The organism is Streptomyces sp. GL_148, from assembly GCF_057834205.1.
Genome location: NZ_CM174396.1, coordinates 4512853 through 4533542, shown reverse-complemented (window position 1 = coordinate 4533542; position 20690 = coordinate 4512853). Strand labels below are relative to the sequence as shown.

At 72.1% G+C, this 20690-nt stretch carries 21 protein-coding genes and 1 tRNA gene; 12 read left to right on the top strand and 10 right to left on the bottom strand.

Annotated features, from left to right (window positions below; translation table 11 throughout):
* Positions 1 to 3: 3 nt before the first annotated feature.
* The 3 genes from AC3IYI_RS20905 to AC3IYI_RS20895 form a co-directional block, all read right to left on the bottom strand.
* Positions 4 to 762, bottom strand: coding sequence for a TrmH family RNA methyltransferase (locus tag AC3IYI_RS20905; RefSeq protein WP_489405198.1), 759 nt, complete (start codon positions 760 to 762; stop codon positions 4 to 6).
* Positions 763 to 977: 215 nt separating this feature from the next.
* Entirely contained in the window at positions 978 to 2150 is a 1173-nt protein-coding gene (locus tag AC3IYI_RS20900; protein ID WP_489405197.1) for an HTTM domain-containing protein, read from the bottom strand.
* 11 nt (positions 2151 to 2161) lie between these two features.
* Entirely contained in the window at positions 2162 to 2860 is a 699-nt protein-coding gene (locus tag AC3IYI_RS20895; RefSeq protein WP_489405196.1) for a DUF5819 family protein, read from the bottom strand.
* Between the two features lie 145 nt (positions 2861 to 3005).
* Here AC3IYI_RS20895 and paaA point away from each other — a divergent pair, with 145 nt between their 5' ends.
* From paaA to AC3IYI_RS20865, 6 genes are all read left to right on the top strand, one after another.
* Positions 3006 to 4055, top strand: a complete 1050-nt coding sequence (gene paaA, locus AC3IYI_RS20890) for a 1,2-phenylacetyl-CoA epoxidase subunit PaaA (protein ID WP_489405195.1) — start codon at positions 3006 to 3008, stop codon at positions 4053 to 4055.
* Positions 4052 to 4336 carry a 1,2-phenylacetyl-CoA epoxidase subunit PaaB gene (gene paaB, locus AC3IYI_RS20885; RefSeq protein WP_243331024.1) on the top strand — a complete coding sequence of 95 codons (285 nt, stop codon included), beginning with the start codon at positions 4052 to 4054 and terminating at the stop codon, positions 4334 to 4336. Before paaA ends, paaB begins: the two co-directional genes overlap by 4 nt.
* Positions 4333 to 5100, top strand: a complete 768-nt coding sequence (paaC, locus tag AC3IYI_RS20880; protein ID WP_489405194.1) for a 1,2-phenylacetyl-CoA epoxidase subunit PaaC — start codon at positions 4333 to 4335, stop codon at positions 5098 to 5100. Before paaB ends, paaC begins: the two co-directional genes overlap by 4 nt.
* Positions 5097 to 5630: a 1,2-phenylacetyl-CoA epoxidase subunit PaaD gene (paaD, locus tag AC3IYI_RS20875; RefSeq protein ID WP_489405193.1), complete on the top strand. Its 534-nt coding sequence runs from the start codon at positions 5097 to 5099 to the stop codon at positions 5628 to 5630. Before paaC ends, paaD begins: the two co-directional genes overlap by 4 nt.
* Positions 5631 to 6800, top strand: coding sequence for a 2Fe-2S iron-sulfur cluster-binding protein (locus AC3IYI_RS20870; RefSeq protein ID WP_489405192.1), 1170 nt, complete (start codon positions 5631 to 5633; stop codon positions 6798 to 6800).
* Positions 6801 to 6909: 109 nt separating this feature from the next.
* The gene (locus AC3IYI_RS20865; RefSeq protein ID WP_489405191.1) at positions 6910 to 8052 is read left to right on the top strand and encodes an acyl-CoA dehydrogenase family protein; all 1143 of its coding nucleotides are present in this window, start codon (positions 6910 to 6912) and stop codon (positions 8050 to 8052) included.
* Positions 8053 to 8072: 20 nt separating this feature from the next.
* On the opposite strand, the gene AC3IYI_RS20860 is transcribed toward AC3IYI_RS20865, so the two are convergent.
* The 6 genes from AC3IYI_RS20860 to AC3IYI_RS20835 all read right to left on the bottom strand — a co-directional run bounded on the left by AC3IYI_RS20860 (position 8073) and on the right by AC3IYI_RS20835 (position 13641).
* Positions 8073 to 8417: a rhodanese-like domain-containing protein gene (locus AC3IYI_RS20860; RefSeq protein WP_489405190.1), complete on the bottom strand. Its 345-nt coding sequence runs from the start codon at positions 8415 to 8417 to the stop codon at positions 8073 to 8075.
* A 126-nt stretch (positions 8418 to 8543) separates the two neighbouring features.
* The gene (locus tag AC3IYI_RS20855; RefSeq protein WP_489405189.1) at positions 8544 to 9389 is read right to left on the bottom strand and encodes a J domain-containing protein; all 846 of its coding nucleotides are present in this window, start codon (positions 9387 to 9389) and stop codon (positions 8544 to 8546) included.
* Between the two features lie 118 nt (positions 9390 to 9507).
* Positions 9508 to 10968, bottom strand: a complete 1461-nt coding sequence (locus tag AC3IYI_RS20850) for a DUF2252 domain-containing protein (protein WP_489405188.1) — start codon at positions 10966 to 10968, stop codon at positions 9508 to 9510.
* 44 nt (positions 10969 to 11012) lie between these two features.
* Positions 11013 to 11660, bottom strand: coding sequence for a response regulator (locus tag AC3IYI_RS20845; RefSeq protein ID WP_489411603.1), 648 nt, complete (start codon positions 11658 to 11660; stop codon positions 11013 to 11015).
* 20 nt (positions 11661 to 11680) lie between these two features.
* Positions 11681 to 13375: a sensor histidine kinase gene (locus AC3IYI_RS20840; RefSeq protein ID WP_489405187.1), complete on the bottom strand. Its 1695-nt coding sequence runs from the start codon at positions 13373 to 13375 to the stop codon at positions 11681 to 11683.
* Positions 13376 to 13461: 86 nt separating this feature from the next.
* Positions 13462 to 13641 carry a hypothetical protein gene (locus AC3IYI_RS20835; RefSeq protein ID WP_489405186.1) on the bottom strand — a complete coding sequence of 60 codons (180 nt, stop codon included), beginning with the start codon at positions 13639 to 13641 and terminating at the stop codon, positions 13462 to 13464.
* 17 nt (positions 13642 to 13658) lie between these two features.
* Between AC3IYI_RS20835 and AC3IYI_RS20830 the strand changes: the two genes are divergently transcribed.
* Complete coding sequence (locus AC3IYI_RS20830) at positions 13659 to 14000, top strand: MMPL family transporter (RefSeq protein ID WP_489405185.1); 342 nt, start codon at positions 13659 to 13661, stop codon at positions 13998 to 14000.
* 288 nt (positions 14001 to 14288) lie between these two features.
* Here the strand turns inward: AC3IYI_RS20830 and AC3IYI_RS20825 are convergent.
* A tRNA-Leu gene (locus tag AC3IYI_RS20825) sits at positions 14289 to 14371 on the bottom strand.
* 292 nt (positions 14372 to 14663) lie between these two features.
* Between AC3IYI_RS20825 and AC3IYI_RS20820 the strand changes: the two genes are divergently transcribed.
* The 5 genes from AC3IYI_RS20820 (at position 14664) to AC3IYI_RS20800 (ending at position 20567) form a co-directional block, all read left to right on the top strand.
* Positions 14664 to 15518, top strand: a complete 855-nt coding sequence (locus tag AC3IYI_RS20820; protein ID WP_489405184.1) for an FHA domain-containing protein — start codon at positions 14664 to 14666, stop codon at positions 15516 to 15518.
* A 9-nt stretch (positions 15519 to 15527) separates the two neighbouring features.
* Positions 15528 to 16031 (top strand): FHA domain-containing protein FhaB/FipA, encoded by a 504-nt coding sequence (locus AC3IYI_RS20815; protein ID WP_243331039.1) that lies wholly within the window; start codon positions 15528 to 15530, stop codon positions 16029 to 16031.
* Between the two features lie 141 nt (positions 16032 to 16172).
* The gene (locus tag AC3IYI_RS20810; RefSeq protein WP_489405183.1) at positions 16173 to 17648 is read left to right on the top strand and encodes a PP2C family protein-serine/threonine phosphatase; all 1476 of its coding nucleotides are present in this window, start codon (positions 16173 to 16175) and stop codon (positions 17646 to 17648) included.
* A gap of 31 nt (positions 17649 to 17679) precedes the next feature.
* Positions 17680 to 19104 carry an FtsW/RodA/SpoVE family cell cycle protein gene (locus AC3IYI_RS20805; protein WP_489405182.1) on the top strand — a complete coding sequence of 475 codons (1425 nt, stop codon included), beginning with the start codon at positions 17680 to 17682 and terminating at the stop codon, positions 19102 to 19104.
* A complete protein-coding gene (locus AC3IYI_RS20800; RefSeq protein WP_489405181.1) occupies positions 19101 to 20567 on the top strand; it encodes a peptidoglycan D,D-transpeptidase FtsI family protein in 1467 nt (488 codons plus the stop codon). The genes AC3IYI_RS20805 and AC3IYI_RS20800 overlap by 4 nt, the downstream gene beginning before the upstream one ends.
* Positions 20568 to 20690: the final 123 nt, after the last annotated feature.

Below are 20690 nucleotides of genomic sequence, written 5' to 3'. Positions count from 1 at the left end.
GTTCTAGGGCTTCGGCCCGCCCCAGTGGAAGAGGGTCATGGCCACGCTGGTGGCCAGGTTGTAGCTGGAGACCTGCGGGCGCATCGGCAGGGACACCAGGTGATCGGCGCGGGCGCGCAGCTCGGGCGAGATGCCGTGGCGTTCCGAGCCGAAGGCGAGCAGGGCCTCGTCCGGGAGGGTGAGGGCGCGGATGTCCTCGCCCTCCGGGTCGAGGGCGTACAGCGGGCCGGGCGGTAGCGCGTCGATCTCCACCCGGTCCACGGTGGTGGCGTAGTGCAGGCCCGCCCCGGCCCGGACCACGTTGGGGTGCCAGGGGTCGAGGTCACCGCGGGTGAGCACGCCGGTGGCGCCGAAGCCGGCGGCGAGCCGGACGACGGCGCCCACGTTGCCCAGGTTGCGGGGATTGTCGAGGAGCACGATCGGGGCCGTCCTGGGCCGTGCGTCGAGCCGGGCCCGCCCCTCGGCCCGGCCGGGCCGGACCGCGAGGGCCGCCACCCCGGTGGGGTGCACCCGCGCCAGCAGCCCCTTGAGCGGCGCCCGCCGCACCAGCCGGGCGACGTCCGCCTCGACGTCCCCGGCCAGCTCGTGCGCGAGGCCCCGTACGGCTTCCGGATCGTCGGCGACGGCGATGCGCACGTCCGCCCCGAAGCGCAGGGCGTGCTTCAGCGCATGAAACCCGTCGAGAAGCACGAGGTCCTCCCGCACGGCGGCCTCCCGCCAGTCCCGCTCGGTGTCCCTGGCGTTCCCGTGCTGCTCACTCATACCGCCGACCTTACGGTCCCCCGGCCGAACCCAGCCCCGCCGGCCATTTCCAGCCCCTCCGGCGTTTGAGGACCGGGGTCTGGGGCGGAGCCCCAGGGGGGTCCGGGCGCAGCCCGGCACCCTTTCAGCCCGTCCGGCGTTTGAGGACCGGGTCCGGGCAGCGCCCGGGGAACGGTGGAAGGGCGGGTAGGGGACAAGCCCCGCAGGGCCCGGCCTCAGCGCGGGACGGGGCTGGGAAGCGCAGGCTCGGGATCCGCGTACGACTCCGGACCCGGCTCCAGGTCCGGAACGGACCCCCGCGCAGCGACCCGCCCCCCGACCCAGACCAGAAACCCGGTCGGCAAAAACACCGCGTCGGCGGCGATCATCGCCAACGAGAAGAACGGCAGACCCAGCAGCACCGCGATCCCGGCGTGCTCCAGCATCATCAACACCAGCAGCACGTTCTTGATCCGCCGGTTGAACACCGTGAACGGAAAGGCCACCTGGACCGCGACCGTCCCGTAGGACAGCAGCATGACCAGCGTGCCGCTGCTCGCGAGGAAGGCCGAGACCCCGGGCCACGGGGTGAAGTAGTCCAGGTTCAGCGGGTAGTACAGCGCCGTGCCGTCCTGCCACCGCGAACCCTGGATCTTGTACCACCCGGCCGTCGCGTAGATCAGGCAGACCTCCACCATGATCACCAGCATGCCGGCGTTGTGCAGCAGGTTGGCCAGGACGTCGAGGACCGCCCGACCCTCCCCTTCCGGCTCGTAGCGGTCGACCATCCACCACAGCGCGGCGAGCACCCACAGGGAGGTGAAGACCACCAGCCAGCCGGTGCTGAACCGCCCGGTCACCGCCCCGTACGCGAACACCGCGCCGAGCACGCCCCACAGCACCGGCCCCGCCCGCCCGGCCGTGGCCGCGCCGAGGCGGCGGGCGCGGCGGGCGTCCAGCGACCACACCTGCGCGCACCGGGTCAGCACGAGGTAGATCGCCATCAGGTGGATGACGTTGTCCCCGCCGTCGCCCATGAAGACGCTGCGGTTCTGCAGGGACAGCACGCCGACCATGAACACCACGGAGGTCGCCCGGGTGCGCCAGCCCAGCATCAGCAGGGCGGACGACAGCACGGCCACGGCGTAGACGATCTCGAACCAGAGCGCCGAGTCCGACCACATCAGCACCGTGAAGGCGCGGTTCGTGTCGATCAGCCGCAGCGCCAGCTCCCAGCTCCACGGTCCGTCCGGCCCGTACAGCTCGTGGCGGTGCGGGAACTCGCGCAGCAGGAAGAAGAGCCAGGTGCCCGCGAAGCCGATGCGGACCACGGCGCTCTGGTAGGGCCCCAGCGCCTGCCCGCTGACCCGCGCGAGCGCCCGGCCGGCGGAGACCTTGAGCCCCTTCACACCGGACTCCTTCACACCGTCCACCACGGCAGCTCCCGGTAGTACGTCTGGGTGTCGGCCTTCTCGTCGGACCACTGGGGCGCGCGGACCTCCGTCGTCGCCCCGCGCAGCTGGATCCGTACGATCCGGCCCTCTGCCAAGTGCCCGCCCTTGCCCACGGACGTGTCGGCCGGTGTGCGCGGGTCCAGCCGGTCCAGGGCGATCCGGCGCAGGTACTGCTCGGAGAGGTCGCCGCGCTCGCCGGTGGACTTGTTGTCCTCGTCGTGGGAGGTGGTGAAGAAGTCCCAGGCCCGGCGGAGCTCGTTCTGCTCGGTGTGGCTCGGCAGCAGGCTGTGGCGGATGGCCGCGCCGTCCTCGGCGGAGAGCCCGCGCCAGTTGCCGGTCACCAGCAGGCCGTCCTCCGTCCGCACCTCCGCGCGCACCTCCACCGCGATGTTCTGCTGGAGCGGGTTGGGGGCGAAGAGCTTCCAGTTCTGTTCGAACTCGGGATAGATCCAGCCGTCGATCATGCGCGCGTGCTGCTTGCTGACCGTGTTGGACGGGGCCACGTGCAGGAAGACGAGGGCCAGGTGCCCGCAGGCCGCCACCGCCACCACACCGAGCGCGAGGGCCGTGACGACCCGGTACGGGGTGGACAGACCGGCGATTCCGGGCGCCCTGGACGGGGGTGGAGCCGCTCCTTCGAGGGGCTCGCGCTCGTTCGAAACCATCCCGCCCCGATCATCCGGTGTCCACAGGGTTGACCACAGAGGTTGACACCCTACGGGCCCTCGTCCCACCATTGAAGAGGATGAACCGAACGATCGGTCGGTCGGGCGGGACGAGGCGGGAAATGACCTCTGACAGGGGGCCGTGATGGTGGCAGTGACCCCGGCAGCGACATCGGGGACGGAGGGACGGGACGCAGGTCAGGACGCGGGGATCGGCGTGACCGCCGATCTCGGCGCGCAGCTCGCGGCGGCCTTCGACGCAGCCGTGGCGGCCGACGAGCGGGTGGAGCCGCGCGACTGGATGCCCGACGAGTACCGCGCCTCCCTGGTCCGCCAGATGGCCCAGCACGCCCACTCCGAGATCATCGGCATGCAGCCCGAGGCGAACTGGATCACCCGCGCGCCCTCCCTGCGCCGCAAGGCGATCCTGATGGCGAAGGTGCAGGACGAGGCCGGCCACGGTCTGTACCTGTACAGCGCCGCCGAGACGCTGGGCACCAGCCGCGACGAGCTCCTCGACAAGCTCCACGCCGGGAAGCAGAAGTACTCCTCGATCTTCAACTACCCCACGCTGACCTGGGCCGACGTCGGCGCGATCGGCTGGCTCGTGGACGGCGCGGCGATCACCAACCAGGTCCCGATCTGCCGCTGCTCCTACGGGCCGTACGCGCGGGCCATGGTCCGGATCTGCAAGGAGGAGTCCTTCCACCAGCGCCAGGGGTACGAGCTGCTCCTCGCCCTCTCCCGGGGCACCGAGGCCCAGCACGCGATGGCGCAGGACGCCGTCGACCGCTGGTGGTGGCCCTCGCTGATGATGTTCGGCCCGCCGGACGGCGAGTCGGCGCACTCGGCGCAGTCGATGGCCTGGCGGATCAAGCGCCACACCAACGACGACCTGCGCCAGCGCTTCGTGGACATCGCCGTCCCGCAGGCCGAGTCGCTGGGGCTGACCCTGCCCGACCCGGACCTGAAGTGGAACGAGGAGCGCGGGCACCACGACTTCGGAGCCATCGACTGGACGGAGTTCTGGGAGGTCCTCAAGGGCAACGGCCCGTGCAACGAAGAACGGATCGGACAGCGCCGCGCGGCGCACGAGGAAGGCGCCTGGGTGCGCGACGCGGCCGCGGCGTACGCGGAGAAGCAGGCGGCGGCCACGGCCGCCGCGGCGGCAATCGGAAGCGAGGCTCGGGTATGACGCAGAACTGGCCCCTGTGGGAGGTGTTCGTCCGCTCGCGGCGCGGCCTCTCGCACACGCACGCGGGCAGCCTGCACGCCCCCGACGCGGAGATGGCCCTGCGCAACGCCCGCGATCTCTACACCCGGCGCGGCGAGGGCATCTCCATCTGGGTGGTGCCCTCCACGGAGATCACCGCCTCCTCCCCGGACGAGCGGGACCCGTTCTTCGCCCCGTCCGCCGACAAGCCGTACCGGCACCCGACCTTCTACGAGATCCCCGAGGGGGTGCAGCACCTGTGACGAGCACCGAGGCAAGCACCGAGACGAGCACCGCATCGGGGACGGCCGCCGTGGCGGCGGCCCTGGCCCTCGGCGACGACGCGCTGATCCTTTCGCACCGCCTCGCCGAGTGGGCGGGCCACGCGCCCGTCCTGGAGGAGGAGGTCGCGCTCGCCAACATCGCCCTCGACCTGCTCGGCCAGGCCCGCGTCCTGCTGTCGACGGCCGGCGACGAGGACGAGCTGGCGTACCTCCGCGAGGAGCGGTCCTTCCGCAACCTCCAGCTGGTCGAGCAGCCGAACGGCGACTTCGCCCACACCATCGCGCGCCAGCTCTACTTCTCGCTCTACCAGCACGAGCTCTACGGGGAACTGGCGCTCGGCGACGGCCCGTTCGCGCCGCTCGCCGCCAAGGCGGTCAAGGAGACCGCCTACCACCGCGACCACGCCGAGCAGTGGACGCTGCGGCTCGGCGACGGCACCGAGGAGAGCCGGCGCCGGATGCGGACCGGCCTGGACGGGCTGTGGAAGTACACCGGGGAGATGTTCCGGCCGGTGGACGGGCTCGACGGGATCGACGGGATCGACTGGGCCGCGCTGGAAGGCCGTTGGCTGGCCGCGCTGGGCGGCGTACTGGAGCGGGCCGGACTGGAGCTGCCCCAGGGGCCGCGGCACGGCGCCTGGGCCGCGGGAGCCGGCCGGCAGGGACTGCACACCGAGTCGTTCGGCCGCCTGCTCGCGGAGATGCAGCACCTGCACCGCAGCCACCCGGGGGCATCGTGGTGACCGGCACCAGTGCCGGCGTCGCCGCTACCGGCACCGGCACCGACAGGACCCGGCTGGAGGAGGAGCTGGCCGCGCTGGCCGGCTCCGTCCCCGACCCCGAACTGCCCGTGCTCACCCTCGCCGAGCTCGGCGTGATGCGCGGGGTGCGGATGCACGAGGACGGCCACGTGGAGGTCACCCTGACCCCCACCTACACCGGCTGCCCGGCCATCGAGGCCATGTCCGCCGACATCGAGCGGGTCCTGACCGACCACGGCATACCGGAGGTCCGGGTGCGGACCGTGCTGGCCCCCGCCTGGTCCACCGACGACATCAGCGCCGAAGGCCGCCGCAAACTGGCCGAGTTCGGCATCGCCCCGCCGCGGCCGCACGCCGCCGGCGGACCGGTTCCGCTCACCCTGTCCGTCCGCTGCCCGAACTGCGGATCGACCGACACCGAGCTGCTCAGCCGGTTCTCCTCCACCGCATGCAAGGCGCTGCGCCGCTGCACCGCCTGCCGTGAACCGTTCGACCACTTCAAGGAGCTGTAGATGGCCGTGTCACCGCCGTCGCCCACGCCGGTGTCGCCTGCCGGCCCGGCGTCCGCCGCGTCGGCGCGCCCCGCCCGCCACGGCGCGTTCCACACCTTGACGGTGACGGCGGTCGACCGGCTCACCGAGGACTCCGTGGCCCTGACCCTGGCCGTCCCGCCGGAGCTGCGCGCCGAGTACCGGCACGCCCCCGGTCAGCACCTCACCCTGCGCCGCGGCGGCTCCGCTGCGGCCGGGACCGCCGAAGTGCGGCGCACCTACTCGATCTGCTCCCCCGCCCCGGCCGCGGACGGGCCCGGCCCCGGCGCGCTGCGGGTCGGGGTGCGGCTGGTGGAGGGCGGGGAGTTCTCCTCCTTCGCCCACAAGGAGATCGCCGCCGGGGACGTCCTGGACGTGATGGTCCCGGCCGGCCGGTTCGTCCTGGACCCCGCGGCGGCGCCGCCCGCCGCGCACTACGCCGCGATCGTCGGCGGCAGTGGCATCACCCCGGTGCTGTCGATCGCCGCAACCCTCCTCGCCGCCCGCCCCGACGCCCGGTTCTGCCTGGTGCGCAGCGACCGCAGCGCGGCCTCGACGATGTTCCTGGAGGAGGTCGCCGACCTCAAGGACCGCTATCCCGACCGGTTCCAGCTCGTCACCGTGCTGTCCCGGGAGGAGCAGGAGGCCGGGCTGCCCTCGGGCCGGCTCGGCGAGGAGCGGCTGACGGAGCTGCTGCCCGCCCTGCTGCCGGTCGCCGAGGTGACGGGCTGGTTCCTGTGCGGGCCGTACGGTCTGGTGACGGGCGCGGAGAAGGCGCTGGGCTCGCTCGGCGTGCTCCGCACCCGGGTCCACGAGGAGGTCTTCCACGTGGAGGACACCGCCCCGCCCGTCCGCACCGCTTCGGCCGACACCACGCGCGGCCGGGTCACCGCGCGGCTCGACGGCCGCTCGGGCACCTGGCCCGTGCGCGACGGCGAGTCCCTGCTCGACGCGGTGCTCCGGGCTCGCGCGGACGCTCCGTACGCCTGCAAGGGCGGGGTGTGCGGCACCTGCCGGGCGTTCCTGGTGACGGGTGAGGTGCGGATGGACCGCAATTTCGCCCTGGAGGAGACCGAGACGGAGGCCGGGTTCGTGCTGGCCTGCCAGTCGCACCCGGTGTCCGAGGACGTGGAGATCGACTTCGACCGCTGACGGGCCCCCCGCGCTGCCCCTGTCCAATTTCAGGAACGTGTTCTATCTTGACGCACCGTCAGGCGCATCGTCAGGCAGAGCGCGATCCGGGCACGCGGGAGGACAGGCAGTGGACTTCACCTTCACCGAGGAGCAGCAGGCCGCCGTCGAGGCGGCCAAGGCCGTGTTCGCGGACGTGGCCCCCGACGGCGTGCCCAGCCCCGCACTCACGCCGAGGGCGGTGGCCGAGGAGTTCGACCGCGAGCTGTGGGCCAAGCTCGCCGACTCCGACCTGCTGAGCCTGGTCCTCAACCAGGAGCACGGCGGCTCGGGACTCGACGCGATCGCCCTGTGCCTGGTCCTGCGCGAGGCAGCGAGGGTGCTGGCACGGGTGCCGCTGTTGGAGCACTGCGCCACCGCCATGGCCGTCCAGGCCCACGGCAGCCCCGAGCTGGCCGGCGCCCTGCTGCCCGGCGCCGGGCGCGGCAGCGTCGTCCTCACCGTCGCCGCGCACGGCCGCAGCGGCCACGACCCGGCCGAACTGGCCGTCACCGCACGGCGGGACGGGGGCACCTGGGTCCTGGAGGGCCTCCAGACGGCCGTCGCCTGGGCGCACGGCGCCGACTGGACCGCCGTACCGGCCCACACCGGGGAGGGCGAGGCGGTCCTCGCGTTCGTCCCCCGGGGCGCGGAGGGCCTCTCCCTCGCGGAGCAGTACTCCACCAGCGGGGAGCGGCTCGCCGAGCTCACCCTCGACGGCGTACGGGTCCCGGCCGCGCACCTGATCGACGCTCCCGGCGCCTGGGACCACCTGCGCCAGCTGCTGGCCACGGGGACCTGTGCGCTCGCGCTCGGCCTCGGCGAGAACGTGCTCACCATGACCAGCCAGTACACGAGCAAGCGCGAGCAGTTCGGCTTCCCGGTGGCCAGCTTCCAGGCCGTCGCCGTCCAGGCCGCCGACCGCTACATCGACCTGCGCGCCATGGAGGTCACCCTCTGGCAGGCCGCCTGGCGGCTCGACGCCTCCACGGGCGGAGCGGGCGGACCGCTGCCGAGCGCCGGTGATGTGGCCGTGGCCAAGATCTGGGCCTCCGAGGGCGTACGCCGCGTCGTGCAGACCGCACAGCACCTGCACGGCGGCTTCGGGGCCGACACCGACTACCCGCTGCACCGCTACCACGCCTGGGCCAAGCAGCTGGAGCTCCAGCTCGGCCCGGCCGCGGCCCACGAGGAGGCGCTGGGCGACCTGCTGGCCGCCCACCCCCTCGCCTAGCCCGTCACTGGGCCGCCGTCTCAGACGACGAAGCCCGGGGCGCCCGCGTCGGTGACGACCGGACGGCCCGCGGCCTCCCAGTCCTGCATGCCGCCGACCACGTTCACGGCGTCGATGTCCCGGCCCCGCAGGTACTGGGCCACCTGGGCGGAGCGCCCGCCGACCCGGCACATCACGTAGACCGGGCGCTCGTCCTCGATCTTCTCGGTCAGCTCACCGATGCGCGCCACGAACTCGCTCATCGGGATGTGCAGCGCACCCTCGGCATGGCCGGCCGCCCATTCGTCGTTCTCGCGAACGTCGAGGACAAAGGCTTCGGAGGGCAGTGCGGAGGCGGCCACCGAGGGAAGCGGTCCGGAGTTCATGTCTGTCGCCTTCTCTCGTCACGGATAGCTGAGCCAACCTATCCGACCCGCCCGGCCGGCCCGTCCGCCGCGGCCCCAGCCTCGGGTCCCAGCCTCGGGCCCCAGCCGCGGGTCCGGGCCGCGGCCTCACTCGGCGGCGAGTGCCGCCAGCTCCGCCTCGCGCTTCTCGACGTCGCCGAGCAGCTGCTCGGCGATCTCCTCCAGCAGCCGGTCCGGGTCCTCCGGGGCCATCCGCAGCATCGACCCGATCGCGCTCTCCTCCAGGTCCCGGGCCACGACCGACAGCAGCTCCTTGCGGCGCGAGAGCCACTCCAGGCGCTCGTACAGCTCCTCGCTCTCGCTCAGTCGCGGCTCGGCCGGCGCCGGGCCCGCCGCCCACTCCTGCGCCAGCTCGCGCAGCGCCTGCTCCTCGCCGCGCCCGTAGGCGGCGTTGACCCGCGCGATGAACTCACCGCGCCGCTCGCGCTCGGCCTCGTCCTGGGCGAGGTCGGGATGCGCCTGGCGGACCAGCTCGCGGTAGAGGCGGCGCACCTCCTCCGAGGGGCGCACCCGCTCCGGCGGCCGCACCGCGCGGTCCGTGAGCATCGCGGAGGCGTCGTCGGACATCCCCTCCGAGGCCAGCCAGTCGTGGAACAGCTCGTCCACCCCGGGCATCGGCATCACCAGCGAGCGGGCATCGCGCGCCCGGCGCAGGTCCTCCGGGTCGCCGGTCCTCGCCGCCTTCGCCTCGGCGATCAGGGCGTCCAGCTCGTCGAGGCGCGAGTACATCGGTCCGAGCTTCTGGTGGTGGAGGCGGGAGAAGTTCTCCACCTCCACCCGGAAGGTCTCGACCGCGATCTCGAACTCGATCAGCGCCTGCTCGGCGGCCCGCACGGCGCGCTCCAGGCGCGCCTCGGGCCGCTCGTCGGCAGCGGGGCCGGGGCCTTCGCCGGAGCCGGGCTCGGACGCTTCGGGAACTGTCTGCTCGCTCACCCGGCCAGCCTACGGCCCTGGGGCCCGGGTGTTTCACGTGAAACATCCACCGGTTTCACGTGAAACATCCCGGCTGCGGGCTCGGATCCCGGGGCCCAGCCGCTCAGACCCCGGCTGCTCAGACTCCCGTTGTCGCCGCGATCCGCCCCGACCGCACCGCCGCCACCAGTACCGCGTGGTCGGCCTCGCTCCGGTCGGCGTAGGCCACGGCGAAGCCGGCGATGGCCTCGTCGAGCTCGTCGCTCTTGCCGCAGTACCCGGACAGCAGCCGCGGATCCGCGCTGTGCGCGTGGGCCCGCGCCAGCAGGGCTCCGGTCATCCGCCCGTAGTCGTCGAACTGGTCGGCGGCCAGCGCCGCGGGGTCCACACTGCCCTTGCGGTTGCGGAACTGGCGGACCTGGAAGGGCCGCCCCTCCACCGTCGTCCAGCCCAGCAGGATGTCGGAGACCACCTGCATCCGCTTCTGCCCGGCCACCACCCGGCGGCCCTCGTGCTCCTCCGGCGGGGACACGAAGCCGAGCCCGGGCAGGTGCGGCAGCAGCGCCGAGGGCCGGGCCTCCTTCACCTGGAGGACCAGCGCCTCACCCCGGTGGTCGAGCAGCAGCACCACGTACGAGCGGGTACCGACGCTGCCCGTGCCCACCACCCGGAAGGCCACGTCGTGGATCGCGTACCGGGCCAGCAGCGGCAGCCGGTCGCCCTGCAGGGTCTCCAGGTACGGGCCCAGCGCGGCCGCCACGGCCGCCGCCTCCCCGTCGCCGACCCGGCGCAGCACGGGCAGCGCGTCCACGAAGGCCCGGCCCCCGTCGGGCGTGGGCTCGGTGGACTTGGCGGCGAACCGGGCGGAGGTGTTGTTGCGGGCCTTCTCCGAGACCCGTTCCAGGGTGCCCAGCAGGTCACGGGCGTCGGTGTGGGAGACCAGTTCCTCGTCCGCGATGGCGTTCCACGCGTCGAGGGCCGGCAGTTTGGCGAGCAGGCGCATCGTGCGCCGGTAGGCGCCCGCCGCGTCGTGCGCGGCCGCCCGGCAGGTGGCCTCGTCCGCACCGGCCACCCGGCCGGCCAGGACCAGCGAGGTGGCCAGCCGCTTGAGGTCCCACTCCCACGGGCCGAAGACGGTCTCGTCGAAGTCGTTGAGGTCGATGACCAGCCGGCCGCGTGCGTCCCCGTACAGGCCGAAGTTGGCCGCGTGGGCGTCCCCGCAGATCTGCGCGCCGATCCCGGTCACGGGACCGCCGGAGAGGTCGTGGGCCATCAGCCCGGCCGCCCCGCGCAGGAAGGCGAAGGGGGTGGCGGCCATCCGGCCGACCCGTATCGGCGTGAGCTCGGCGACCCGCCCGACGTTGGACTCCTCCACCGCCCGCACCGCGTCCGGCCGGTCGGCCGGGGCCTCGAACCGCGCGTGTGCCGCCCGGGGCACGCGCGTCCGCAGCGCCTTGCCCGCCTCCCGGGGAGAGCCGGCGGGCGAACCGGCGGCCCGCGCCGCCGACCCCGCGGAGTACCGCGGAGCGAACCCCTCGACCACCGGGATCCGTACCTTCGGCTCCGGTCCCACGCCACGCTCCTGCGCTACCGCCGTCATGCGCCCCGCCCCCTGATCGCCATCGGATTTCGGCCCGACCGTACCTAGAGCCCGGCGTCCCTGGCCAGCAGGGCCGCCTGCACCCGGTTCTCGCATTCCAGTTTCGCCAGGATCCGGCTCACGTACGTCTTCACCGTGGCCTCGCTCATGTGCAGCCGCCGCCCCGCGTCCGCGTTCGACAGCCCCTCCCCGAGCAACGCCAGTACCCCGCGCTCGCGCTCGCTCAGTTCGGCCACCCGGCGCCGTGCTTCCTCGTCGCGGCCGGCCGTCCTGCCGGAGGCGAGCTGGTCCACCACGTGCCGGGTCGCCGCCGGGGACAGGTACGCGTCCCCCGCCGCGGCCGCCCGTACGGCGCCGATGAGTTCGCCGGGCGCCGAGTCCTTCAGCAGGAACCCCGCGCCGCCGCCGCTCAGCGCCCGCAGCACGTTCTCCTTCTCCCCGAAGGTGGTCAGGATCAGCGCCCGCACCTCGGGCGCCGCCCGCCCGAGCTCGGCAAGCGCCGTCAGCCCGTCCATCACCGGCATCTGGATGTCCAGCAGCACCACGTCCGGGCCGTGTGCCCGGGCCAGTTCCACCGCCTCCCGGCCGTTCGCCGCCTCGGCGACGACCTCGATGTCCGCCGCCGAGGTCAGGATCATCCTGATCCCGGCCCGGATCAGCGGTTCGTCGTCAGCGATCACCACGCGGATCACCTTGGCTGTCACCCCTGCTCCTACTGCTTGGCCTGGTACGCCTGCTTGTCGACGAGCTTGCCGTCCTTGAAGCAGAACCGGAAAACGCTGTCGCTGCCCAGGTCGGAATCGTCGTCCGCCAGAAAGACCAGACAGGCCGCGCCCTTCGGACGCGGCGGCCCCTTCCGGTCGAGCCCCTCGGTCAGGATGCTGTCCCCGCTGGGCAGTTGCGAACGTACCGCTTCCTCCGAGTCACCCACGTGGACGGCGTCGTACTCGGCCTTGCCGAGCATCGCATCTCCCACCGAGCCCACCAGCAGCGCCACCGCGGCCCCGATCACGATCAGCAGCACCACCACCGCCGCGACGGCGATCCCACAGCCCAGCGTCACGCCCCCGGCGCGGCCGCTCCCGTTCAGCAGCTTCCGGTCGATCGCGTCCCAGTCCACCGGCGCGGCGGTTGCGCTCAGTGTCCTGGCCTGCAGCTGCTGTCCGAAGTCGTCGGCGACCCCACCCGCCCCGGCCTCCTCGGCCCCGGCCGGCTCGGTCCCGTACGGGAGCACCCCGGCCACCCGGAACCCGCCGCCCTCCGCGGTCCCCGCGTAGACCATGCCGCCGACCAGCCGGGCCCGTTCGCGCAGCCCGGTCAGGCCCTGCCCGCCGGACACCACCTCACCGGCGCCCGGTCCGGCGGCCGGGCCGTTGGCGATCTCCACCACCAGGGAGTCGTCCTCGTACCGCAGTTCCACCGTGATGGGCGCGCCCGGCGCGTGCTTGTAGGCGTTGGTCAGCGCCTCCTGCGCGATCCGGTACGCCGCGTGGTCGCACGCCGCGACCAGCGGCCTGGGCTGCCCCGCCGTGGTGAGCCGCACGTCCGTCCCCGCGCTCCGCGCCGACTCCACGATGCCGGCGATGCCCGCCACCCCGCGCGCGGCGGGCTGCGCCTCTTCGACCGGCAGCGGCGCCTCCACCCCGTCCCGGAGGATGCCGACGACTTCGCGCAGCTCGTGCATGGCGGCGACCGAGGCCTGGCGCAGGACGCCCACCGCCTCGCGCTGCCGGTCGGTCAGGACCGGATCGACCTCCAGCGCACCGGTGTGCACCGAGATCAGCGCGAGCTGGTGGCCGAGGCTGTCGTGCATGTCCTGGGCGATGCGCTGGCGTTCGCGCAGCCGGGCCTGCCCCGCGACCATCGCCCGCTCGCGCAGCAGCTGGGCGTTGCGCTCCTGGAGGGCGCGCAGCAGCGTATGGCGCTGGGACCAGTAGCGGCTGGCCAGACCGGGCATGACCACCATGGCCAGGAACATCAGCGCGCTGAAGACGACGATCAGCACCGCGCGGCCCTGCGACCACTCCTTGACCACGCTGAGGGCGACGGCCAGGGCGAAGGCCGCGGTGAAGGCGCCGAGCGCCCGTCCGACGCCGACGATGCGCCGCCCCGCCGACCAGCCGAGCGGGACCGCCACGAGGAAGGCCCCGGGCAGGTAGACGCCCACGGCCGAGCCGACCACCAGCGTGAACACCGGAAGCCGCCGCCGCAGCAGGGTCAGCACCACCACGACCACGGCACTGGCCAGCATCCGCGCCGCCGAGCCCTTGTCGAGCTCCTCGACCCCCAGCCCGAGCAGCACCAGCACCCCGGCCAGCGCGAGATCCCCCGCCAGCATCCGCCGGGTCCAGGGCTCGGGCCCCTTCACCCAGTCCCATCCCGCACGCACCCTCGACGTCACATCCACCCGGCCGACCCTAGACACCACCCCGCCACCCGGCTGCCCTCTTTAGTCGCGCCCGCCGCAACGAAAGTCTCCCGGCGCAACTTTCTTCAACGCGGTGACGGACGCGCCGCGGGCCCGCCCAGGGTGACGGCGAGGGCGGCCAGGGCCGGTACCCACCCCAGCGCCACGCCGAAGAGCCCCGCGTGCGCGGCCTCCGAGAGCGCGGCCCGGACGCCGTCCGCCCCCCAGCCGGCCCGCGGCAGCGCCAAGACGCCGGCAGTGATCATCGCCCGGCCTCGGCGACGTGGGCCGCGTCGGCGGTGGCGGTGGCGTCGGCGGCGGTGGCGGCCGCGTCGACTGCGTGGCCGGCGTGCCCGGCGTGCCCCTGCGCAGGGACCGTACGCTCCCCGGCCGCGGACTCCCGGAAGCCGTGGCGGGACCACCAGCCGGCCAGCGGCGCCGGTGCCCACCACGCCCCATCGCCTTCGGCCTGGCCATGGACTACGAGGTGTTCCTGCTCTCCTGGGTGCGCGAGGAGTGGGAGGCCACGGGTGACCCGGTCGAGTCGATGGCCATCGGGCTCCAGCGCACCGCGAAGATCATCACCAGTGCCGCGCTGCTGCTCGTCGCAGTCCGCGCCCCGTGAATTGCCCGGCTTTTCATCGGTCTTGAATTCGCGCACGACGCACGACGCGCGGCGCACGATCACGCTTCCGTGCCGGACCGCGGGCCGCGGTCCACGACCGGCCCTCCTCTCGCCCGAAGGCGTCAGGCACGACCCCGGAACCGGCCTCCGGATCTTCCCGGCCCGCACGGCCACCCGAGACCCTCGTCACGCCCCGCCCAGGCCCGGCCCACGCCCACGCCCGCTCCCCCGGACACAACGAAAGAGCCCCCGCTCCGGATCTCTCCGGAGCGGGGGCTCTTCCAACTGTGCGCGAGGGGGGATTTGAACCCCCACGTCCCGAAGGACACTGGCACCTGAAGCCAGCGCGTCTGCCGTTCCGCCACTCGCGCAAGTGGCTACCAGTGGTTCTTCCCTTGCGGGCCGTTCCCCTGGCGACATCGGAACATTAGCACGTCGGATGGGGTGGATTCACATCGCTTTTCGTGCTCTCCCGGCCCCCGCCGACGACCGCCCCTCCCGCACTCGGCCGCCGGTGCGGGACACTGTCCTCGGGGCGCCCCTACGATCGCTTGTGAGGACCAACACTCATGCGCACGTGACCGATGGGGAACCACCCGAATCCGCCATGCGTGGATACGATCAGTAAGCAGTACAGGGCGACAACGACGGAGGAGGTGCCCCATGGGAGTCCTGAAGCGGTTCGAGCAGCGACTCGAAGGTCTGGTGAACGGCACCTTCGCCAAGGTGTTCAAGTCCGAGGTCCAGCCGGTGGAGATCGCGGGCGCCCTCCAGCGCGAGTGCGACAACAACGCCACCATCTGGAACCGCGAGCGCACCGTCGTCCCCAACGACTTCATCGTGGAGCTGAGCACGGGCGACTACGAGCGCCTGAGCCCCTACTCGGGCCAGCTCGGCGACGAGCTCGCGGGCCTCGTCCGCGACTACGCCAAGCAGCAGCGCTACAGCTTCATGGGCCCCATCAAGGTCCAGCTGGAGAAGGCCGACGACCTGGACACCGGGCTCTACCGGGTCCGCAGCCGCACGCTCGCCTCCAGCACCTCCCAGTCCCCCGGCCAGCACGGTCCGGGCCAGGGGCAGGGCCACCAGGCCCCCCCGGCACAGCCCGGCGGCTACGGATACCCTCCGACCGCCGCGCCGCCGATGCCCGCCGGACCGCCCCCGGGCGGTCCCGGTGCGCGCCGACCGAATCCTGGCGCACCTGGCGGTCCGGCCCCCGTACCCACCGGCGGCGCCGTCCGGCGCCACTGGATCGAGATCAACGGCACCCGCCACCAGATCTCGCGCCCTACGCTCGTACTCGGCCGAAGCACCGAAGCCGACGTGCGGATCGACGACCCCGGCGTATCGCGCCGGCACTGTGAGATCCGGACCGGAACGCCCTCGACGATCCAGGATCTCGGGTCCACCAACGGCATCGTGGTGGACGGGCAGCACACCACCCGCGCTACGCTCCGCGACGGTTCGCGGATCGTCGTGGGATCCACCACCATCATTTACCGGCAAGCCGAAGGGTAAGCGGGGGCAATGTCAGAGCTGACCCTGACGGTCATGCGGTTGGGTTTCCTGGCCGTTCTGTGGCTGTTCGTCATCGTGGCCGTCCAGGTCATCCGCAGCGATCTCTTCGGTACGAGAGTCACGCAGCGCGGATCCCGACGCGGCGGCGGCGCCTCCGGCGCCCCTACGCAGCAGGGCCGCCAGCCGGCGGCCCCGCCGCAGCAGCGCCAGCGCCGCGGTGCGCCCACCAAACTCGTCGTCTCCGAGGGCACGCTCACGGGCACCACGGTGGCCCTCGCCGGCCAGACGATCACCTTGGGCCGCGCCCACGACTCCACGATCGTGCTGGACGACGACTACGCCTCCAGCAGGCATGCCAGGATCTACCCCGACCGTGACGGCCAGTGGATCGTCGAGGATCTCGGGTCCACCAACGGCACGTATCTCGACCGGACCCGGCTGACCACCCCGACGCCCATTCCGCCGGGCGCCCCGATCCGCATCGGCAAGACCGTCATCGAGCTGCGGAAGTAGTACGAGAATGAGCGAGCGGAGCGAGCGAGCCGCAGCGGCCGGTCCCACCGGGGACACGGACCCGAGCGCGCTCCAGGCCGGAGGGTGGGCAGTGTGGCTCGAGACCGGTTGTACCCCGAGGCGTCGACAGGGCAGGTGCGCATGAGTCTGTCCCTGCGGTTCGCCGCCGGATCGCACAAGGGCATGATCCGCGAGGGCAACGAGGACTCCGGCTACGCCGGTCCCCGTCTCCTCGCGATCGCCGACGGCATGGGCGGCCAGGCCGCCGGTGAAGTCGCCAGCTCCGAGGTGATCTCCGCCCTCGTCCAGCTCGACGACGACGTCCCGGGCTCCGACATGCTCACCGCGCTCAGCACCGCGGTACAGCGCGCCAACGACCAGTTGCGCGTCATGGTCGAGGAGGACCCCCAGCTCGAGGGCATGGGCACCACGCTCACCGCCCTGCTGTGGACGGGCCAGCGCCTCGGCCTGGTCCACGTCGGCGACTCCCGCGCCTACCTGCTCCGCGACGGCGTCCTCACGCAGATCACCCAGGACCACACCTGGGTGCAGCGCCTCGTCGACGAGGGCCGGATCACCGAAGAGGAAGCCACCACCCACCCCCAGCGCTCCCTGCTGATGAGAGCCCTGGGCAGCGGCGACATCGTCGAGCCCGACCTCTCCATCCGCGAGGTCCGGGTCGGCGACCGCTACCTGATCTGCTCCGACGGCCTCTCCGGCGTGGTCTCGCACCAGACCCTCGAAGAGACCCTCGCCGACTACCACGGCCCCCGCGAGACCGTGGCCTCGCTCATCCAGCTCGCACTGCGCGGCGGCGGCCCCGACAACATCACCTGCATCGTGGCCGACGTCCTCGACACGGACAGCAACGACACCCTGGCCGCGCAGGTCAACGACACCCCGGTCGTCGTCGGCGCGGTCGCCGAGAACCAGCACCACCAGCTCTTCGACGGCGGCAACGCCATGCAGACGCCGGCCGGCCGCGCCTCCGGGCTCGGCCGCCAGGCCCCCCCGCAGGCCGGCGCCTTCGGCCCCCCCGGCAGCGGCGAGGCTTCGGGTTACGGCGGTTACGGCGCCCAGGGACAGGGCGGCGGAGCCGACGCGTACGGCAGCTTCGGCGACGCCGACCCGTACGACGGCGACTCCGGGTACGAGGACACGTACGACCACCCCCGCAGGCGCCGCGGCAAGGGCCGCAAGTGGACCACGCGCACGCTGATGCTGCTCGTGGTCTTCGGCGTCGTCGGCGGCGGCCTGTACGCGGGCTACCGCTGGACCCAGACGCAGTTCTACGTCGGGGTCAAGGACGAGCACGTCGCGCTCTTCCGCGGGATCAGCCAGAAGCTGGGGCCGCTGGAGCTCTCCAAGGTGGAGACCGACCGCCCCGACATCGAACTGAAGTACCTGCCGTCCTTCAAGCGCAAGCAGGTCGTGGACACGATCAGCGAGACCAGCCTCGACTCGGCCCGTACGAAGATCGACGAGCTCGGCACCCAGGCTTCCGCGTGCAAGAAGGACGAGGAGCGGCGTGCCGCCGAGGCCCAGGGCAACCAAACACCCGGCCCCGTCCTGACTGCCGCCGAGCAGCAGGTCGCCGGCCAGTGCGAGAAGCAGTAGACATACGCGGGCACAGGGGGCCCGCCACACCATGAGCGTTGTCACCAACACGACCACCATCGGCGCCATCGAGCTGCCGAGCCGGCGGAACACCGAGCTCCTGCTGCTCGTCTTCGCCGTGGTCATCACGATCTTCGCCTACGCCAACGCAGGCCTGTCGATCGACGGAAAGCTGCCCCCGGGCATGCTCAGCTACGGGCTCGGCCTCGCCGTCCTGGCGGGCATCGCCCACTTCGTCGTACGGCGCTACGCCAAGTACGCCGACCCGCTGCTGCTGCCGATCGCCACGCTCCTCAACGGGCTGGGCCTCGTCCTGATCTGGCGCCTGGACCAGTCCGAGCGCCTGCAGAACCTGGCGAAGATCCAGTTCGGCGCCTTCTCCGAGTCCGCCCCCCGGCAGATGATGTACACGGCGCTCGCCATCGCCCTGTTCGCCGTGGTCCTGGTGGTCCTCAAGGACCACCGCGTGCTCCAGCGGTTCACGTACATCTCGATGGCCGCCTCGCTCGTCCTGCTGATCCTGCCCGTGATCCCGGGCCTGGGCGCCGACGTCTTCGGCGCCAAGATCTGGATCAGCGTCGGCGGATTCTCCATCCAGCCCGGCGAGTTCGCGAAGATCGTCATCGCCGTCTTCTTCGCCGGCTACCTCATGGTCAAGCGCGATGCCCTGGCACTCGCCAGCCGCCGCTTCATGGGCCTCTACCTGCCGCGCGGCCGCGACCTCGGCCCGATCCTGATGATCTGGGCGATGAGCCTGCTCGTCCTGGTCTTCGAGAACGACCTCGGCACCTCGCTGCTCTTCTTCGGCATGTTCGTGATCATGCTGTACGTGGCCACCGAGCGGACGAGCTGGATCGTCATCGGCCTGCTCATGAGCGTCGGCGGAGCCGCAGTGGTCGGCGCCACCGCCAGCCACGTCAAGGCCCGCGTCACCGCCTGGCTCGACCCCTTCGCCTGCTACCAGAAGTCCGGCGCCTGCGAGCAGGTCGGCCAGTCGATCATGAGCTTCGGCTCCGGCGGGGTCCTCGGCACCGGCTGGGGACAGGGCAACTCCGACCTCATCGGCTTCGCCGCCAACTCCGACTTCATCTTCTCCACCGTCGGCGAAGAGCTCGGGCTCGCCGGGGTCATGGCCTTCCTGCTGCTCTACGGCCTGATCATCGAGCGGGGCGTGCGCACCGCCCTCGCCGCCCGCGACCCCTTCGGCAAGCTCTTCGCGATCGGCCTCTCCGGCGCCTTCGCGCTCCAGATCTTCGTGGTCGCCGGCGGAGTCATGGGGCTCATCCCCCTGACCGGTATGACCATGCCCTTCCTCGCGTCCGGCGGTTCGTCCGTCCTTGCGAACTGGATCCTCATCGCCATCCTCATCCGGATCAGCGACACCGCACGCCGCCCTGCCCCGGCCCCGGCACCGTCCCCCGACTCCGAGATGACCCAGGTGGTCCGCCCGTCATGAACAAGCCCCTGCGCCGCATCTCGATCTTCTGCGGGCTGCTCGTCCTGGCACTGCTCGTGCGGACCAACTGGATCCAGTACGTCAAGGCCGAGGAACTGAGCACCCGCAAGGAGAACCGCCGGGTCCAGATCGCCCAGTACGCCACCGAGCGCGGCAACATCATCGTCGAGGGCAAGCCGATCACCGGCTCCGCCGTCACCGACGGCAGCGATTACAAGTTCAAGCGGACCTACATGGACGGTCCGCTCTGGTCCCCCGTGACCGGCTACGCCTCGCAGGCCTTCGGTTCCACGCAGCTCGAGTCCCTCGAGGACGGCATCCTCACCGGCAACGACGACCGGCTCTTCTTCGACCGCACCATCGGCATGTTCACCGGCGAGAAGAAGCAGGGCGGCAACGTCATCACGACGCTGAACGCCGCCGCGCAGAAGGCCGCGTTCGACAAGCTCGGCAGCAAGAAGGGCGCCGTCGCGGCGATCGACCCGCGCACCGGCGCCATCCTCGCCCTGGTCAGCACCCCCTCGTACGACCCCACGTCCTTCGCGGGCAACTCGAAGGCCGACGAGAAGGCCTGGGTCGAGCTCAAGGACAGCGAGGACAAGAAGCTGGTCAACCGCGCCCTGCGCGAGACCTACCCGCCCGGCTCCACCTTCAAGGTGGTCACCGCGGCCGCGGCCCTGGAGCACGGCGTCGTCACGGACGTCAACGCTCCGACCGACACCGAGGACCCGTACATCCTCCCGGGGACCAAGACCGAGATGGTCAACCACGCCCCGAACTGCGGCAAGGCCACCCTCAACTACGCCCTGCAGGTCTCCTGCAACTCCGTCTTCGCCAACATGGGCGACAAGGTGGGGCGGGACAACATGGTGAAGACCGCCGAGAAGTTCGGCTTCAACAACAGCAAGATCGACACCCCGGTCCGCGCCTTCGCCAGCGTCTACGACAAGACCATGGGCAAGGACGGCAACGCGCTGAGCTCCATCGGTCAGTTCAACACCGCGGCCACCCCGCTGCAGATGGCGATGGTCACCGCCGCCATCGCCAACAACGGCAAGCTGATGAAGCCGTACATGGTCAGCCAGCTGGAATCGCCCGGCGTCGACATCGTCGAGAAGCACGAGCCGCAGGAAATGAGCCGTCCCCTCTCCGCCGAGAACGCGAAGAAGGTCCGGGACATGATGGTGAACGTCGTCGAGAACGGCACGGGCAGGACCGCCAGGATCAACGGCACCGTCGTCGGCGGCAAGACCGGCACCGCCCAGCACGGCGAGGGCAACAAGAAGCGCCCCTACGCCTGGTTCATCTCCTACGTGGAGAACCCGGACGGCAGCTCGCCGGTCGCCGTCGCCGTCGTCATCGAGGACAGCGGCGCCGACCGCGAGGACATCAGCGGTGCCGGTCTCGCCGCCCCCGTGGCCAAAGCCGTCATGCAGGCCGTACTCAAGAGCAACAAGGGGTAACGGGCGGGGCGAAAGGCCCCACGAGAGCCGCAAGGGGCATACAGATGTGATCCGGGTCACCATTCCCGTCCGGATCCGAGCGTACGGTACCGGTCCGGTATCAGCCGGTGGTCACGAACCGAT

Coding starts and splice junctions, on each gene's coding strand:
- AC3IYI_RS20905 (WP_489405198.1), bottom strand. CDS start 762: ATGAGTGAGCAGCACGGGAACGCCAGGGACACCGAGCGGGACTGGCGG.
- AC3IYI_RS20895 (WP_489405196.1), bottom strand. CDS start 2,860: ATGGTTTCGAACGAGCGCGAGCCCCTCGAAGGAGCGGCTCCACCCCCG.
- paaA (WP_489405195.1), top strand. CDS start 3,006: ATGGTGGCAGTGACCCCGGCAGCGACATCGGGGACGGAGGGACGGGAC.
- paaB (WP_243331024.1), top strand. CDS start 4,052: ATGACGCAGAACTGGCCCCTGTGGGAGGTGTTCGTCCGCTCGCGGCGC.
- AC3IYI_RS20870 (WP_489405192.1), top strand. CDS start 5,631: ATGGCCGTGTCACCGCCGTCGCCCACGCCGGTGTCGCCTGCCGGCCCG.
- AC3IYI_RS20860 (WP_489405190.1), bottom strand. CDS start 8,417: ATGAACTCCGGACCGCTTCCCTCGGTGGCCGCCTCCGCACTGCCCTCC.
- AC3IYI_RS20850 (WP_489405188.1), bottom strand. CDS start 10,968: ATGACGGCGGTAGCGCAGGAGCGTGGCGTGGGACCGGAGCCGAAGGTA.
- AC3IYI_RS20835 (WP_489405186.1), bottom strand. CDS start 13,641: ATGATCACTGCCGGCGTCTTGGCGCTGCCGCGGGCCGGCTGGGGGGCG.
- AC3IYI_RS20820 (WP_489405184.1), top strand. CDS start 14,664: ATGGGAGTCCTGAAGCGGTTCGAGCAGCGACTCGAAGGTCTGGTGAAC.
- AC3IYI_RS20815 (WP_243331039.1), top strand. CDS start 15,528: ATGTCAGAGCTGACCCTGACGGTCATGCGGTTGGGTTTCCTGGCCGTT.
- AC3IYI_RS20810 (WP_489405183.1), top strand. CDS start 16,173: ATGAGTCTGTCCCTGCGGTTCGCCGCCGGATCGCACAAGGGCATGATC.
- AC3IYI_RS20805 (WP_489405182.1), top strand. CDS start 17,680: ATGAGCGTTGTCACCAACACGACCACCATCGGCGCCATCGAGCTGCCG.
- AC3IYI_RS20800 (WP_489405181.1), top strand. CDS start 19,101: ATGAACAAGCCCCTGCGCCGCATCTCGATCTTCTGCGGGCTGCTCGTC.